Annotated in this window: 7 protein-coding genes; 3 read left to right on the forward strand and 4 right to left on the reverse strand. The window is 75.8% G+C overall.

Annotated features, from left to right (window positions below; genetic code table 11):
- Positions 1 to 42: 42 nt before the first annotated feature.
- A complete protein-coding gene (locus OG618_RS32030; RefSeq protein ID WP_329491086.1) occupies positions 43 to 1,062 on the reverse strand; it encodes an alpha/beta hydrolase in 1,020 nt (339 codons plus the stop codon).
- Positions 1,063 to 1,258: 196 nt separating this feature from the next.
- Between OG618_RS32030 and OG618_RS32035 the strand changes: the two genes are divergently transcribed.
- Entirely contained in the window at positions 1,259 to 2,020 is a 762-nt protein-coding gene (locus OG618_RS32035; protein WP_329491087.1) for a maleylpyruvate isomerase family mycothiol-dependent enzyme, read from the forward strand.
- Positions 2,021 to 2,137: 117 nt separating this feature from the next.
- Here OG618_RS32035 and OG618_RS32040 read toward each other — a convergent pair whose 3' ends face one another.
- The 3 genes from OG618_RS32040 to OG618_RS32050 all read right to left on the reverse strand — a co-directional run bounded on the left by OG618_RS32040 (position 2,138) and on the right by OG618_RS32050 (position 5,137).
- Positions 2,138 to 3,016: a geranyl diphosphate 2-C-methyltransferase gene (locus OG618_RS32040; protein ID WP_329491088.1), complete on the reverse strand. Its 879-nt coding sequence runs from the start codon at positions 3,014 to 3,016 to the stop codon at positions 2,138 to 2,140.
- 15 nt (positions 3,017 to 3,031) lie between these two features.
- Positions 3,032 to 4,228, reverse strand: coding sequence for a family 2 encapsulin nanocompartment cargo protein terpene cyclase (locus OG618_RS32045; RefSeq protein ID WP_329492367.1), 1,197 nt, complete (start codon positions 4,226 to 4,228; stop codon positions 3,032 to 3,034).
- Positions 4,229 to 4,576: 348 nt separating this feature from the next.
- On the reverse strand, positions 4,577 to 5,137 hold the full coding sequence (locus OG618_RS32050) for a hypothetical protein (RefSeq protein ID WP_329491089.1): 561 nt from the start codon (positions 5,135 to 5,137) through the stop codon (positions 4,577 to 4,579).
- Positions 5,138 to 5,660: 523 nt separating this feature from the next.
- Here OG618_RS32050 and OG618_RS32055 point away from each other — a divergent pair.
- Together OG618_RS32055 and OG618_RS32060 are read left to right on the forward strand one after the other, a co-directional pair.
- Positions 5,661 to 9,044, forward strand: coding sequence for a type I polyketide synthase (locus tag OG618_RS32055; RefSeq protein ID WP_329491090.1), 3,384 nt, complete (start codon positions 5,661 to 5,663; stop codon positions 9,042 to 9,044).
- A 16-nt stretch (positions 9,045 to 9,060) separates the two neighbouring features.
- Positions 9,061 to 15,837 carry an SDR family NAD(P)-dependent oxidoreductase gene (locus tag OG618_RS32060; protein ID WP_442906896.1) on the forward strand — a complete coding sequence of 2,259 codons (6,777 nt, stop codon included), beginning with the start codon at positions 9,061 to 9,063 and terminating at the stop codon, positions 15,835 to 15,837.
- The last annotated feature ends 23 nt before the right edge of the window (positions 15,838 to 15,860 follow it).

The following is a 15,860-nucleotide window of genomic DNA, read 5'->3' on the forward strand; positions in this document are numbered from 1 at the left end:
CGCCTCCAGGGCGACGGCCCCCGGTGGCCGGCGCCGGCCGGATCAGCGCGCGAGGAGGCGCCGGAGCCAGCGGGTACGGGCGTCGCGGGCGTCCCGGGCCAGCGCCGAGTGCGGCGCGAGGGTGTCGAAGCCGTGGCAGGCACCGGGCCACACGTGCAGTTCGGCCCGGCCGCCGGCCTGCCAGAGCGCCTGGGCGTAGGCGACGTCCTCGTCCCGGAGGGTCTCGGCCGATCCGACGTCGATGTAGGCCGGGGGCAGCCCGGACAGGTCGGTGGCGCGGGCGGGGGCCGCGTAGGGCGGGAGGTCCGCGGCACCGTACCGGTCACCCAGCAGGGCCTGCCACGCGGTGGCGTTGGAGACGCGGTCCCAGGTGTCGGTGCCGGCCAGCTGGTGGCTGGAGAAGGTGCGGTCGCGGTCGTCCAGCATCGGGCTGAGCAGCAGTTGCCCGAGCGGGACGGGCCCGCCCCGGTCCCGGGCGAGCAGGGCGAGCGCGGCGGCGAGCCCGCCGCCGGCGCTCTTGCCGCCGAGCACGATGCGCGCCGGGTCGATTCCCAGCCGGTCGGCGTACGCGGCCGCCCAGGTGAGGCCGGCGTAGCAGTCCTCCACCGGTCCGGGGTACCGCGCCCGCGGCGCCAGCCGGTACTCGACGGAGATGACGGCCAGCTCCAGCGGGAGCGCCCACTCCCGCAGCACCCGGGGGAGGACGGACCAGGCGTTGCCCATGACCATGCCGCCGCCGTGCAGGTAGTACAGCAGCGGCAGCGGCCGGGAGATCCCGGCGGGCCGGGCGCTCAGCAGGGTGACCTCCGGCCCGTCCGGCGGTCCCGGTACCCGGAGTTCGGCCACCTCGAAACGGCCGCCGTCGGTCAGCTCGTGGACGGCGGGCCGGGGCCGGGTCGCGGTGTCCCGGGCCTGGCGGGCCGCCAGGTTCGCCGGGGTGAGCGGCTCCCCGGCCGCGTCGCCCAGAGCCGCCAGCGCGGCGGCCAGCTCGGGGTCGAACGGGGGCGCGGTCCGGGCCTTCGGGGCGGGGCCGGGTGCGGCCGGCGGGTCGGCGACGCTCATGCCGGGCCGTCCGGTCGAGCCCCGGCGCGCCGGCCGGACGGGACCGGGGGGAGGCAGCACGTCGAATGAACGAGGTCCATAGGGCCAGTCAATCACCCGTCCGGCCGGGCCGCGGCCGGTCCGCCGCTCCGGTGGGCGGCCGGTTCCGGCCCACCCGGGGCGGCCCGGTCGGGCGGGGGCCGGGAGAATGGCGGCCATGACCACCACCCTCGATCACCCCGCCGCCGTCGCCGCGGAGACCGCCCGCTTCGTCGCCGTCGTCCGTGCCGCCGACCCGTCCACCGCGGTGCCCACCTGCCCCGGCTGGACGCTGGCCGACCTGGTGCGTCACGCCGGGAGCGTGCAACGCTGGTTCACCGTGCTGCTGCGGCAGCGGATCCAGGAGCCGCCGCGCAGCCGGGAGGTCGACCTGCGGCTGCCGGAGGGGCCGGACGGCTACCCCGACTGGCTGGCCGAGGCCGCGGTCGAGGCCGGTGCGGAGTTCGCCGCGGCCGACCTCGACGCGCCGATGTGGGCCTGGGGCGCCGACCAGCACGCCCGGTTCTGGGTGCGCCGGATGCTCTTCGAGACCCTGGTGCACCGCGTGGACGCGGAGCTCGCCCTGGGCCTGCACCCCGGGATCGACCCGGCGCTGGCGGCCGACGGCGTCGCGGAGTTCCTGGTCAACCTGCCCTTCGCCGCCGGCTTCGCGCCCGGGACGGCCCTCCTGCGGGCGGACGACCGGACCGTCCGGTTCACCCGCACCGACGGGGCCGGGGACTGGTTGGTCCGGCTGCGGCCCGACGGTTTCGGACTCGACCCGCAGGGTGCCGGGACGGCCGCCGACGTGACGGTGCGCGGCACCGCCGCGGACCTGCTGCTGTTCCTCTACGGCCGGTTGGACCGGGCCGCCGGCCGCTTCGAGGTGACGGGGGACGAGGGCCTGCTGGCGCACTGGGTGGCCAACTCCGCGTTCTGACTCCGCGTTGACCGGCGGGGCCGGCCGTCGCGAACGCGGCGGGCCGGGTGCGGCCGGGGCGGTGCCCCTCGCCACACCCGGCCCCGGAGGTCGGCCCGGTCGGCCCGGTCGGCCAGGTCAGACCCGGTCGGCCGCGATCAGGACGTACTGGAAGGAGCCGTCCTTGTACGAGGAGATGAACGCCTCCTCGATGCCCGTGACGAGCGAGGACGTCGCGCGCAGCTCCCAGTACGGCAGGGTCGCCGGGGTGAGGTCGATGACGGCCTGCGGCACGAGCCGGTTGTCCGCCATGGCACGCAGGTACTCCCGGCGGGAGTGGATGTTGCACTCGAAGTGCGCGTTGATCTGCGACACCCACTTCGACGGCTGCCCGTAGGCGGGGTTCCAGCAGCCCGTGATGGTGACGTACCGGCCGCCGACCGCCAGCATCCGGGAGTGCTCGGCGAAGAGGTCGTGCAGGTCGACGTACATGCTGGACTCGTTGTTCCACGAGCCCGCCACCTGGCCGGTCTCGAAGGGCATGTCGAGCATGTTGCAGACCCGGGACCGGACCGAGCCGTCGATGCCGAGCTCCCGGGCGCGCCGGTTGCCGAACTCGGCCTGCTTGGCGGAGAGGGTGACGCCCTCGACCTTGCACCCGAAGCGCTGGTGGGCCATCACCATGGAGCCGCCGCGGCCGCAGCCGGCGTCCACCAGGGTGGCGTCGGGGGCGATCGGGCCCAGGTGGTCCAGCAGCACCTCCGCCTGGGCGGACTCCAGCCGGTGCAGCTCGGCGATCACCTTCTTCTCGCGCTCGCTGTCGTCCGGGTCGCCCAGCGAGGCGTGGTCGATGTCGCCGATGCCGTAGTGGTGGTGGTAGAGGCCGTCGACGTCACCGAGGCGCAGATTGACGGGCCGGGCCTCGTGGTCCCAGTAGCGGGCGATGTCGCCCTGGTAGGGCGTGGCGGGACCGGGAACGAGGCTGGTGGGCGTGGTGGGGATATCGGTCGTGGTCATGGGTCAGCTCCTTGGTTACCAGAAGTCGGGCAGGCTGTAGCGGTAGGTGTTGGTCCGGTGCCAGTAGTGGTTGCCGTCGATCCACACGGCCACGCCGCGCAGGAAGCGCAGCAGGGGCGGCGCGGGGCAGGCGGCGGCCAGGGCGGCCGCCTCGGCCTCGAAGGCGTGCATGAGGTCGTTGTGGACCTCGACCGCCTTCAGGTAGCCGTCGCGGTCGGTGCCGCCCTCCTGCTCGGCGAGCACCACCGGGAGGTTCAGGTGCCGGCCGGGGCCGGCGAGTTCCTTGGTGTAGGAGTAGAGGTCGTTGACGATCGTGGTGGCGTTGGAACCGAGCGCGATGACCCGTTGCAGGGCGGGCAGCGTGTGCAGGTCGGCGGGCAGCTCGTAGCCGCCGACGGTGTCCGTGATGGTCGGGCACGGGCGGAAGTTGTTGAACTGGCGCATCGCCAGGTACTCCCAGACCGTGGGGACGTGCTCGGTCTCGGCCCAGGCCGCCTCGGCGAGGTACCCCAGGTGCAGGCGCGCCATGTCGTGCCGGAACCGGTCCGCCTGGGACGGGCTCGCGGCGCGGTGGAAGTAGTCCATGGCGGAGCGGTAGGCGCGCCGCGGGGCGTCCTCCTGGAGCGACTCCTCCCAGGCCGGCTGGTACTCCGCCGTGGTGTGCAGGGGGTCGAGCGCGGTGTGCGCGAGGAGCAGCCGCCCGCCGAGGCCGACCGGCGAGCCGCCGTGGTCCTCGCAGTAGCAGTCGTCCACCACGTTCTCGGCGACCATCAGCCGGGCGGCGACCATCAGGTGGTCGGTGTCGGGGGCGTCGGGGTGGCAGGCGACCATGTACCGGCCGATCGAGAACCCGTCGAACTGGTCCTCCCACTCCGGCGGGTACAGCTGGACCTCGTCCACCGCCCAGGTCTTGATCCGGTTGCCGACCTCCTCGACGCGCCCGGGGTCGGGCTCCGGTACCGGGTGGTAGTAGAGGCCCGGAACGGCGCCGCCGGCCTCGGGCGGTGGCGTACGGCGGCCCGGGTGCAGGCCGCCCGTGCCGAGGCCGCTGGGGCCGCTGAGGATCCGATCCAGGGCGGTACGGCTCATGACCGTACCGCCGAGGTGTCCCCGGTGATCTCCGGTCCGTTCTTCATGGGCATGGACGGGCCTCCCTCCGCGCAGGACCGCGCTGGATGACGGGCCGTCATCCGGCGCGACAGAAGGGGGGATCCCGCAGGTGGTACCCCCCTTGCCGTTCGCTGATCAACGGTAGGCGGGGTGGTCTCGGCCGGAGGCCTCCGGAGCGGTTGATCTACTCGATAGGGTGAATGTTCGGGAAGATCGGGTTTCAAGCGCGCGGTGTGCGCGTGGTGGGGGCGGCCGGGGCGGCGGCCGACCGGCCCGACGGCCGCCGACGGCCGGGTCCGGTACGGAGCCGGGCTCCCGCGCACACGCAGACCGGGGTCGGGTCGGGGGCGCGGAGGGCCGGGTCGGGTGGTGCGGGCGGAGGTGCGGATCGAGGGGTCGGGGTGCGGCGGGCGTTCCCCGCTGGGGACCGGGGACCACCGGCCCGTCGGGTCAGCCCTCGGTGTTCCGCTCGGCGCCCTCCGCCGCGGCGGCGTCCCGCCGGTCCAGGGCTTCGGCGGTCGCGGGGTACTTGGACCGCAGGCGGTCCCGGAGCGAGAGCGAGGGGCCGCCTGCCCCCTCGGAGGTCGCCGGGTCGGCGGCCGGGGCGGGGGTGGGACCGGTCACCGGGGTGGCGGCGTCATGGGCCGGGGTCGCGGAATCGGGCGCGGAGTCGGGCGCCGGGCCCGCGGGGGCGCGCAGCCGCGCCAGCTCGGCCTCCAGCTCGGCGACCCGGGACCGCAGCTGCTGCGCCTCCTGGGCGGCGTCCCGGTAGAGCTGCTTGTTGCGCTTGCCGACCTCGGAGAGGGTGTCCACCCGGTCCGCGAAGGCGTCGCGCTCACTGGCGATCGGCTGGACGATCTGGCCGGCGACCACCGCCGCGATCCAGTCGACCCACTCGTTGATCCGGGTGGTGCCCAGCGGGCCGATCAGCTCGGCGTCCTGCAGGCCGGTGAGCATGGGACGGCGGATCATGTCGGCGATGCTCCGCTGCGGGCCGCTCTGTTCGGTCACGACTGCTCCTCGATGCTTGCCCCGCGGTGGGGCGGTGGATGCCGCCGGCGTCACGGTCCGCAGGGCAGGTGCCGGTCTCCTCGGCGATCTCCAGCCTAGCCACCTGCGATTCGGCCGTCGCCGGGTGGCCGGGCCGGGGCCCCGGCGGGGGTGTTCCGGGCCGCCCGGCACCCGGTGGGGAGCGCCGGGCCTCAGTGGCCGGATCCGGTCGTCCGTGGACGTCGGACACCTCGGGTAGTTCGTGCCGCCAGGGATTTTACCGGGGGTTAACAATCGGCCACCGGGTCGACGGGTCGTGTCCGGACGGGCAAGGCGGCGGGGCCGTTCGGGCAATTGCCGTGGTGAAGCGCCCTCGCGGCCGTGATGCCTTGTGGGTACGGCCGGTTGGGCGCCGCCGACAGGCCTCTGACCTCCGGCGCTGAAGCTTGATGTCGTGTACAGAGCGACCCTTGACGCGTTCTGCTGATGCTGGTTCAGTTGCGCTGTGGCCTCACGGGAAGCACACGTATCTTACGAATCTCTCATGTATTCCACTCACAGTGATGCGATAGCCGTTGTCGGCCTGTCGTGTCGGTTACCCGGAGCTTCGACTCCCGATGAGCTGTGGCGACTTCTCCGGCACGGTGAAACCTCTGTCACGGAGGTCCCGGAAGGCCGGTGGGGTGAATTGCCGACGGATGGCGGACAAACAGTCGAAACCGGCGGATCGATACCCCGATGGGGCGGTTTCCTCGATCAGGTCGACCGATTCGACCCCGGCTTCTTCGGCCTTTCCCCGCGCGAGGCGGTCGCGACGGACCCGCAGCAGCGGCTGATGCTGGAACTCGCCTGGGAGGCCCTGGAGTACGCCGGGATCGTCCCGGCGACGCTCGACGGACGATCGGCCGGTGTCTTCTTCGGCGCGATATGGGACGACTACGCGACCCTGTTGCACCAGCGCGGTCCGCAGGCCGTCACCCAGCACAGCGTGACCGGGCTGCAGCGCAGCATGATCGCCAACCGGGTCTCCTACACCCTCGGCCTGCGCGGGCCCAGCCTGGTGACCGACACCGGTCAGTCGTCCTCCCTGGTCGCCGTCCACCAGGCCTGTGAGAGCCTGCGCGCCGGCGAGACCGACCTCGCGCTCGCGGGGGGAGTGAACCTCAACCTCGCCCCGCAGAGCAGCATCGCCGTCGCCCGGTTCGGCGGCCTCTCGCCGACCGGCCGGTGCCACACCTTCGACGCCCGCGCGGACGGCTACGTCCGGGGTGAGGGCGGCGCGGTGGTCGTCCTGAAGCGCCTCGCGGACGCGCTCGCCGACGGCGACGGGGTGCACTGCCTGATCCTCGGCGGCGCGGTGAACAACGACGGCGGCGGTGAGGGGCTCACCGCACCCAGCCCGGCGGCCCAGGAGGAGGTCGTCCGGCGCGCCTACCGCCGGGCCGGGGTGGACCCGGCGGACGTCCAGTACGTGGAACTCCACGGCACGGGCACCAAGGTCGGCGATCCGGTGGAGGCCGCGGCCCTCGGCGCCGCCCTCGGGCGGCTACGGGAGCCCGGGCGGCCGCTGGCGGTCGGCTCGGCGAAGACCAACGTGGGGCACCTCGAAGGCGCCGCCGGGATCGTCGGGCTGCTGAAGGTCGCCCTGAGTCTGCGGCACCGGGAGCTGCCGCCCAGCCTCCACTACGAGCGCCCCCATCCGCTGATTCCGCTGGACTCGCTCCACCTGCGCGTGCAGCGGGAGCTGGGGCCGTGGCCGGAGCCGGACCGGCCGCTGCTGGCGGGAGTGAGTTCGTTCGGCCTCGGCGGGACCAACTGCCATGTGGTGCTGGCCGCCGGGCCCCTGCCGACCGCCTCGGAGCCGGGGCTCTCGGAGGGCGGGCGGACGGAGGGCGGGCCCTCGGAGGTCGGCCCCTCGGAGGTCGAGGTTGCGGAGGCCGGGGGCTCGGCGGCCGGGCCTTCGGGCGGCGGGGCGGGGGCGGCCCGGACGGTGCCGTGGCTGCTGTCCGGCCGCTCGCCGGCGGCGCTGCGGGCCCAGGCGGCCGCGCTGCTGGCGCGGCTCGACGAGCGGCCCGGGCTCCGCGCGGCGGACGTCGGGTACTCGCTGGCCGTGACGCGCTCGGCCTTCGAGCAGCGCGCCGCGGTGACCGGTCGGGACGACGCCGGGCTCCGGCGGGGCCTGACGGCGCTGGCCGCGGGCGGGCGCGCCGCCGAGGTGCTGTCGGGGCAGGCGTACGGGCCCGCCCGGCTCGCCTTCCTGTTCGCCGGTCAGGGCAGCCAGCGGCCGGGAGCGGGGCGTGTGCTCTACCAGGAACACCCGGTGTTCGCAGCGGCGTTGGACGCGGTCTGCGAGCACGTCGACGCGGCCGCGGCCGCCGCGGGAGCGGGCCCGGACCGGCCGCTGCGGGACGTGCTCTTCGCGGCACCGGGCTCCGCCGCCGCGGATCTGCTGGACGGCACCGGTGTCGCGCAGCCCGCCCTGTTCGCGATCGAGGTCGCCCTGTTCCGGCTGCTGGAGAGCCGGGGCGTCCGGCCGGACCTCCTGCTCGGCCACTCCGTCGGCGAACTGGCCGCCGCCCACGTCGCCGGGGTGTTCCCGCTCGCGGACGCCTGCACGCTGGTGACCGCCCGCGGCCGGCTCATGCAGGCGCTCCCGCCCGGCGGCGCCATGGCGGCGCTGCAGGCCGGTGAGCAGGAGGTGCTCCCGCTGCTGGCCGGCCGGGAGCACCTGGTCGGCCTCGCCGCCGTCAACGGCCCGGAGGCGACCGTGGTCGCCGGGGACGCCGAGGAGGTCGAGCGGATCGCGGCCCACTGGCGGACCGCCGGCCGCCGGACCAGAAGGCTGCGGGTGAGCCACGCGTTCCACTCCCCGCACATGGACGCCGTGCTGGACGACTTCCGCGGCGTCGTGGCGGCCCTGGACCTCCGGCCGCCGGAGCTGCCGGTCGTGTCCACGGTCACCGGCGATCTCGTCACGGCCGAGGAGTTCGGCTCGGCCGAGTACTGGGTGCGGCACGTGCGCAGGCCGGTGCGGTTCCTCGACGGCATGCGCCGGCTGGAGCGCGAGGGCGTCACCGCCTACCTGGAGCTCGGGCCGGACGGCACGCTCGCCACGATGGGCCGGGACTGTCTGACCGAGCCCGCGCGGCCGGGCGCCGGTCCCGTCCTCGTGCCCACGCTCCGCAAGGACCGGCCCGAGGCCGACGCACTGGTCACCGCACTCGCCCGGCTGCACGTCCACGGCGTCGAGGTGGACTGGGCGGCGGAATTCGCCGGGCACGGCGCCCGGCGGGTCGAGCTGCCCACCTACGCGTTCCAGCGGGAGCGGTACTGGCTCGGGGGCGGCGTGCTCCCGCCGGCCCCGGTGGCCGGGACGGCGACCGCGCCTGCCGCGCCTGCCGCGCCTTCCGGGACCGACGCGGTCGACCGGCCGGAGCGGGCGCCGGTCGGCGACCGGGGCCCGGGCGCGCTGCTCGACCTGGTGCGCTCCGAGGCGGCCGCCGTGCTCGGCCACCACGACGCCGGGCCGGTCGACCCCGGGCTCTCCTTCAAGGAGCTGGGCTTCGACTCGCTGACCGCGGTGGAGCTGCGGGACCGGCTCGGCGCGGCCACCGGGCTGCGGCTGCCGACCGGTCTGCTGTTCGACCATCCGACGCCTCTCGTCCTGGCCGAGCGGCTGGGCGCCCTGCTCCAGCCGGCGGACCGCGCGGCGGGCTCCGGGGCCCTGGCGGAGCTGGACCGGCTGGAGCGGTCGCTGGCCGCGCTCGGGCCGGACAGCGCCGCCTGGGAGCGGGTCGAGGCCCGGCTGCGGTCCCTGCTGGCCGCCAGGCCGCGAACCGACGGCGACGACCCGAAGCCGAACAGGCTGCGGACGGCGACGGTCGACGAGCTCTTCGCCTTCATCGACCAGGAGTTCCGCACCTCCTGACGCGCCCCGACGCGCGATGTCCGAACCTTCCGCACGGCCGCACCGACACGGAGTGAGAGCAGTGGCGAACGAGGAGAAGCTGGTCGAGTACCTCAGGTGGGTGACCACCGACCTGTACCGGACCAGGGAGCGGCTGCGCGCGGCGGAGTCCGCGTCGGGCGAGCCGGTGGCCGTGGTGGGCATGGGCTGCCGGTTCGCGGGGGGCGTGCGGGCCCCGGAGGACCTGTGGCGGCTGGTGGTGGACGGGGGGGACGCCGTCGGGCCGCTGCCGACCGACCGGGGCTGGGACCTGGCAGAGCTGTTCGACCCGGAGGCCGGGCGGCCGGGGTCCAGCTATGTGCGGGCCGGTGGGTTCCTGGACGCGGTGGCCGAGTTCGACGCGGGGTTCTTCGGGATCTCGCCGCGTGAGGCGCTGGCGATGGACCCGCAGCAGCGGTTGCTGCTGGAGACCTCGTGGGAGGCGGTGGAGCGGGCGGGGATCGACCCGCTGTCGCTGCGGGGGAGCCGGACGGGCGTCTTCGCCGGGGCGACCTTCCAGGAGTACGGCCCCCGGCTGCACGAGGGCTCGGAGGACCAGGGCGGCTATCTGCTGACCGGCGTCACCCCCAGCGTGATCTCGGGGCGGGTCGCATACGCGCTGGGCCTGGAGGGGCCGGCGCTGACGGTGGACACGGCGTGTTCCTCGTCGCTGGTGGCGCTGCACCTCGCGGTGCGGTCCCTGCGGTCGGGCGAGTGCGACCTGGCGCTGGCCGGCGGGGTCACGGTGATGCCGACCCCGGGCATGTTCGTCGAGTTCAGCCGGCAGCAGGGCCTGGCGCCGGACGGACGGTGCAAGCCGTTCGCCGCCGCCGCGGACGGCACGGGCTGGAGCGAGGGCGTCGGTGTCCTGCTGGTGGAACGGCTGTCGGACGCGCGGCGGTTGGGGCATCCGGTGCTGGCGGTGGTGCGGGGCAGTGCGGTGAACCAGGACGGTGCGTCGAACGGCCTGACGGCGCCGAACGGTCCTTCGCAGCAGCGGGTGATCCGGCAGGCGCTGGCGGACGCGGGGCTCTCGGCGCGGGACGTGGACGCCGTGGAGGCCCATGGCACGGGCACCCGCCTCGGCGACCCGATCGAGGCCGAGGCACTGCTGGCCACGTACGGTCAGGGTCGGTCCGAGGGGGCGCCGCCGCTCCGGTTGGGCTCGGTGAAGTCGAACATCGGGCACACCCAGGCGGCCGCCGGGGTGGCCGGCGTGATCAAGATGGTGTCGGCGATGCGGGCGGGCGTGCTGCCCAGGACGCTGCACGTGGACGAGCCGTCCCCGCACGTGGACTGGAGCTCGGGAGCGGTCGAGCTGCTGACCGAGGCCCGGGAGTGGCTCCGGGGCGCGCGGCCGCGCCGCGCGGCCGTCTCCTCCTTCGGGATCAGCGGGACCAACGCGCACGTGGTGCTGGAGCAGGCGCCGGCCGAGGAGCCCGGCGAGGAGCCGGCCGGGCCGGAGAGCGGGCCGGTGAGCGGGCCGGCGGTGGTGCCGTGGCTGCTCTCGGGGCGCTCGCCGGAGGCGCTGGCCGCGCAGGCCCGGAGTCTGCTGGCGCACCTGGACGCCCGGGGCGCCCTGGATGCCCGGGACGCTCTGGACGTCCGGGGTGCTCTGGACGTCCGGGGCGGCGAACGGCCGGTGGACACCGGCCTCGCGACGGTGGTCACCCGGTCGGTCTTCGAGCACCGCGCCGTGCTGCTGGCCGGCCGCGCGGACCGGGAGGCGTTCCGGACCGGGCTGGCGGCACTGGCCGAGGGCCGGTCCGTCCCGCAGGTGATCGTGGGCGACGCGGCGGTCCGGCCCGGCCGGGTGGTGTTCGTGTTCCCGGGGCAGGGGGCGCAGTGGGCGGGGATGGGTGGGGAGTTGGTGGATTCCTCGCCGGTGTTCGCGGCGCGGTTGGCGGAGTGTGCGGAGGCGTTGCGGCCGTTCGTCGGTTGGGACGTGCTCGATGTGGTGCGGGGGGTTGCGGGCGCGCCTTCGTTGGAGCGGGTGGATGTGGTGCAGCCGGTGTCGTTCGCGGTGATGGTGTCGCTGGCGGCGTTGTGGCGTTCCTACGGTGTGGAGCCGTCGGCGGTGGTGGGCCACTCCCAGGGGGAGATCGCGGCGGCGTGTGTGGCGGGTGCGTTGCCGCTGTCGGAGGCGGCGCGGATCGTGGCGGTGCGCAGCCGGGTGATCGCGGAGCGGTTGGCGGGCCGGGGCGGGATGGTGTCGCTGGCGCTGAGCCCGGTCGGGGCGGGGGAGTTGGTGGCCGCCGCGGAGGGCCGGTTGTCGGTGGCGGCGGTGAACGGGCCCGGCTCGGTGGTGGTGTCGGGGGAGCCGGCGGCGTTGGAGGGGCTGCTGGCGGACTGTGAGGCGCGGGGGGTGCGGGCACGCCGGATCCCGGTCGACTACGCCTCGCATTCCGCGCAGGTCGAGACCGTGCGGGACCATCTGCTCGACGCGCTCGGCCCGGACCGGGCGGCGGCCTCGGAGGTGGCGTTCTACTCCACCGTCACCGGGGACCTCCTGGACACCGAGGGGATCGACGCCGACTACTGGTACCGCAACCTGCGCGAGACCGTGCGCTTCGACCAGGCCGTCCACCGGCTCTCCGCACAGGGCCACGGCGTCTTCATCGAGGTCAGCCCCCACCCGGTACTGCGCCCGGGCATCGAGGAGACGGTCGAGGAACTCGGCCGTGACGCCGTCGTGGTGGGAACGCTGCGCCGGAACGAGGGCGGACTCGAACGCTTCCTCACCTCGGCCGCCGAGGCCTTCGTCCGGGGCGGCCCGGTGGACTGGACGGCCGCGTTCGCGGGCACCGGTGCCACCCCGGCGAGCCTGCCGACGTACGCGTTCCAACGGCAGTCCTACTGGTGGCGGCCGGCCCCGGGCGCGTCGGGTGACGCGAGCACCCTGGGACTCACCCCGGTCGATCACCCCTTCCTGGGCGCGGCACTCGCGCTGCCCGACTCCGACGGCGTCCTCGTCACCGGTCGGCTCTCGCTGGCCGAGCACCCGTGGCTGGCGGACCACACCGTCCTCGGGACGACGGTGGTCCCGGGCACGGCCCTGCTGGAGCTGGCCTTCCAGGCCGCCGACCGGGCCGGGTGCGGCCGGATCGAGGAGCTCACGCTGCACGCCCCGCTCGTCCTGCCGGACCAGGGCGCGGTGTCGCTCCAGGTGGTGGTCGGCGCGCCCGACGAGGCCGGTCGGCGACCGGTGAGCTTGCACTCCCAGCCGGCGGGGGCGCCGGCCGAGCGGCCGTGGACCAGGCACGCCACCGGCCTGGCGGGGCCCGCCGGACCGGTAGGAGGGGCCGGAGCGGCCGGGGAACGCGACGCCGGCCCGGCGGCCTGGCCCCCACCGGGAGCGGGACCCGTCCGGATCGACGGGCTGTACGCCGGCCTGGCCGAGACCGGTCTGCCCTACGGCCCGGCCTTCCGGGGCGTCAGGGCGGCCTGGCGGCGGGGCGACGAGGTGTTCGCCGAGGTCGCGCTGCCCGAGGAGGCCGCCGACGGCGCCGACCGCTTCGCCGTGCACCCGGCGCTGCTGGACGCCGCGCTGCACGTCATCGGTCTGGCCCGGCCGGCCGCCGAAACGGCGGACGGCCTGCCGCAGCTGCCCTTCGCCTGGGAGGGCCTGACGCTGCACGCCGTCGGTGCGACCGCGCTGCGGGTCACGGTCACCCCGCTGGGGGCCGGCAAGGTGGCGCTGAGCGTCGCCGACACCACGGGCCGACCGGTCGCCGGAATCGAGTCCCTGGCGCTGCGGCCGGTCACCCGGGAGCAACTGGACGAGGTCGGCCGGGCCCACGGCGAGGCGCTCTTCCAGGTCGACTGGGTGGCCGTCGGCGCGCCCGCGGCCACCGCGTCGGGCTCCGGAGGCGACTGGGCCGTGGTGAGCCCCGGGGGCGCCGGCTTCGCGGGCCAGAGGCCCGGGGGCGCCGGCTCCGACGGCCCGGTCGGCGGGACGTTCGCCGATCTGCGCTCGCTGGCGGAGGCGGCGACGCGGACGAACGGTGCCGTGCCGGAGGTGGTCCTCCTGCCCTGCGCCGCCCCGGCCGCGACCCCCGGCGCGGCCGACCTCGGGGCGGCGGCCCGCGCGCTGGCCGCCGACGTCCTCGACGCGCTGCGGACCTGGCTTTCCGACGACCGGTTCGCCGCCTCCCGCCTGGTGGTGGTGACCAGGGGCGCCGTGACCGTCCGCCCCGGCGAGGGAGCGGCCGCGCCGGTGCAGGCCCCGGTGTGGGGCCTGGTGCGGGCCGCGCAGGCCGAGAACCCCGGCCGCTTCGTCCTGCTGGACCTGGACGAGGGCGACGCCCCACCGGCGCTGCTGGCCGCGGCCGTTCACTCCGGTGAGCCCCAACTCGCCCTTCGCGACGGCACGCTGAGCGTCCCCCGGCTCACCGGGGCGACAGCGGCGCTGACGCCGCCGGTCGGCGCGGCCGCCTGGCGGCTGGACATCGAGGGCAAGGGCACCCTGGAGAACCTGGCGCTGCTGCCGGGCCCGGACGACTCCGCCACCGGCCCGCTGGCCGAGGGCCGGGTCCGGATCGCGGTCCGCGCCGCCGGACTCAACTTCCGTGACGTCGTGGTCGCGCTGGGCCTGGTCCCGAGGCTCGACGGGCTCGGCATCGAGGGCGCCGGCGTGGTCACCGAGATCGGTCCCGGGGTGGCCGGGCTCGCCGTCGGCGACCGGGTGATGGGCCTGTTCTCCGGCGCGTTCGGACCGGTCGCGGTGGCCGACCACCGGGCCGTCGTCCCGATGCCCGACGGCTGGTCGTTCGCCGAGGCGGCCGCCGTCCCGGTGATCTTCCTGACCGCCTACCACGGCCTGCGGGACTTGGCGGACCTGCGGCGCGGCGAGAGCGTCCTGGTGCACTCGGCGGCCGGCGGGGTCGGCATGGCCGCGGTGCAGCTGGCCCGGCACTGGGGGGCCGAGGTCTACGGCACGGCCGGCCCGGGCAAGTGGGGCACCCTGCGCGCGTCGGGTCTGGACGAGGCGCACATCGCCTCCTCCCGGGACCTCGGCTTCGAGCAGCGGATCCTGGCGGCGACCGGCGGGCGCGGGGTCTCGGTCGTGCTCAACTCGCTGGCCGGCGAGTTCGTCGACGCCTCCCTGCGGCTGCTGACACGGGGAGGGCGCTTCCTGGAGATGGGGAAGACCGACCACCGGGACGGGGCCGAGGTGGCCGCCGCGCACCCCGGCGTCGACTACCGGATCTTCGACCTGATGGAGGTCGACCCCGGGCGGATCGGCGCGATGCTCCGGGAGGTCCTGGCCCTGTTCGCGGCCGGGGCCCTGCACCGGACGCCGCTGACCGTCTGGGACGTCCGGCGGGCCCCCGAGGCGTTCCGCCACCTCCGCCAGGCCCGGCACATCGGGAAGATCGTCCTGACCGTGCCCGCCGCGCCGGACCCGGACGGCACCGCGCTGATCACCGGCGCCCCGGGGACGCTGGGCGCGCTGACCGCCCGGCACCTGGTGACCCGCCACGGCGTACGGCACCTGCTCCTGGCCTCGCGCCGGGGCGCGAAGGCCGACGGAGCCGCCGCCCTCGCCGCCGAGCTGACCGCTCTCGGCGCCACCGTGACCGTCGCCGCGTGCGACGTCACGGACGGCGGGGCGGTCGCCCGTCTGCTGGCCGGGATCCCGGCCGAGCACCCGCTGACGGCGGTGGTCCACACGGCGGGCGTGCTGGACGACGGGGTCGTCACCTCGCTGGACCGGGCGCGGCTGGACGGCGTCATGGCGCCGAAGGTGGACGCCGCCTGGCACCTGCACCGGCAGACCGAGCACCTGGACCTCGCGGTGTTCGCCCTGTTCTCCTCCGCCACCGCCCTGGTGGGCGCCGCCGGACAGGGCAACTACGCGGCGGCCAACGCCTTCCTGGACGCCCTGGCCGCGCACCGGCGCTCGCGCGGCCTCCCGGCCCTCGCACTCGCCTGGGGGCTGTGGGCCGAACGCAGCGCCATGACGGGGCACCTCGACGGCGCCGACCTCGACCGGATGCGGCGGGTCGGCATGGGCGCGCTGTCCACCGAGGAGGGGCTGGCACTCTTCGACGCCGCCCACCGCGCGGCCGCGCCGGTCCTGGTGCCGATGCGTCTGGACACCGCCTCCCTGCGGGCACGGGCGGCCTCCGGCGCCGGGCAGACCGCCGTACCGCCGCTGCTGCGCGGGCTGGTCCGGGTGACCGACCGCCGGACGGCCGCCGCGGCCTCGCCCACCGGGGGGACGACGCTGGCCCAGCGGCTCGCCGGACTCCGCGGGCCCGAGCGCGAGCGGCTGGTCCTGGACCTGGTGCTCGACGAGACGGCCGTGGTGCTGGGGCACGGTCTCGCCGGCGCGGTCGACGCCCGCCGGGCGTTCCGGGACCTCGGCTTCGACTCGCTGGCCGCCACCGAGCTGCGGAACCGGCTGAACACCGCGACCGGACTGCGGTTGCCGACCACCACCGTGTTCGACCACCCGACGCCCGCCGAACTCGCGGCCCTGCTGCGCGCCCGGCTCGTCGGCGAGGCCGAGGCCACCGGGGCGCCGGTACCGGACGCCCGCGCCGGGGCGGCCGTCTACCAGGAACTCGACCGGCTGGAGGGCGCGCTCGGCGCGGTGGCGCAGAACGACGAGGCAGTCGCCGGCATCACCGAGCGCCTCGAAGCCCTCCTCGGGAAGTGGAAGGAGGCCCGCGCCTTCGAGACGGGGGCCACCGAGGACCGGCGGGACTACGAGTCCGCCACCGTCGACGACATCTTCTCGCTCATCGACGAGGAATTCGGCCTGTCCTGATCCGCCCCCGCTCCGCCCGGTCC

This window comes from Kitasatospora sp. NBC_01246 (assembly GCF_036226505.1).
Lineage (GTDB): Bacteria > Actinomycetota > Actinomycetes > Streptomycetales > Streptomycetaceae > Kitasatospora.

What these genes read in the sequence shown, in the direction of transcription:
- OG618_RS32030 (WP_329491086.1), bottom strand. Translation starts at nt 1,062, where the DNA reads ATGAGCGTCGCCGACCCGCCGGCCGCACCCGGCCCCGCCCCGAAGGCC.
- OG618_RS32035 (WP_329491087.1), top strand. Translation starts at nt 1,259, where the DNA reads ATGACCACCACCCTCGATCACCCCGCCGCCGTCGCCGCGGAGACCGCC.
- OG618_RS32040 (WP_329491088.1), bottom strand. Translation starts at nt 3,016, where the DNA reads ATGACCACGACCGATATCCCCACCACGCCCACCAGCCTCGTTCCCGGT.
- OG618_RS32055 (WP_329491090.1), top strand. Translation starts at nt 5,661, where the DNA reads ATGTATTCCACTCACAGTGATGCGATAGCCGTTGTCGGCCTGTCGTGT.
- OG618_RS32060 (WP_442906896.1), top strand. Translation starts at nt 9,061, where the DNA reads ATGTCCGAACCTTCCGCACGGCCGCACCGACACGGAGTGAGAGCAGTG.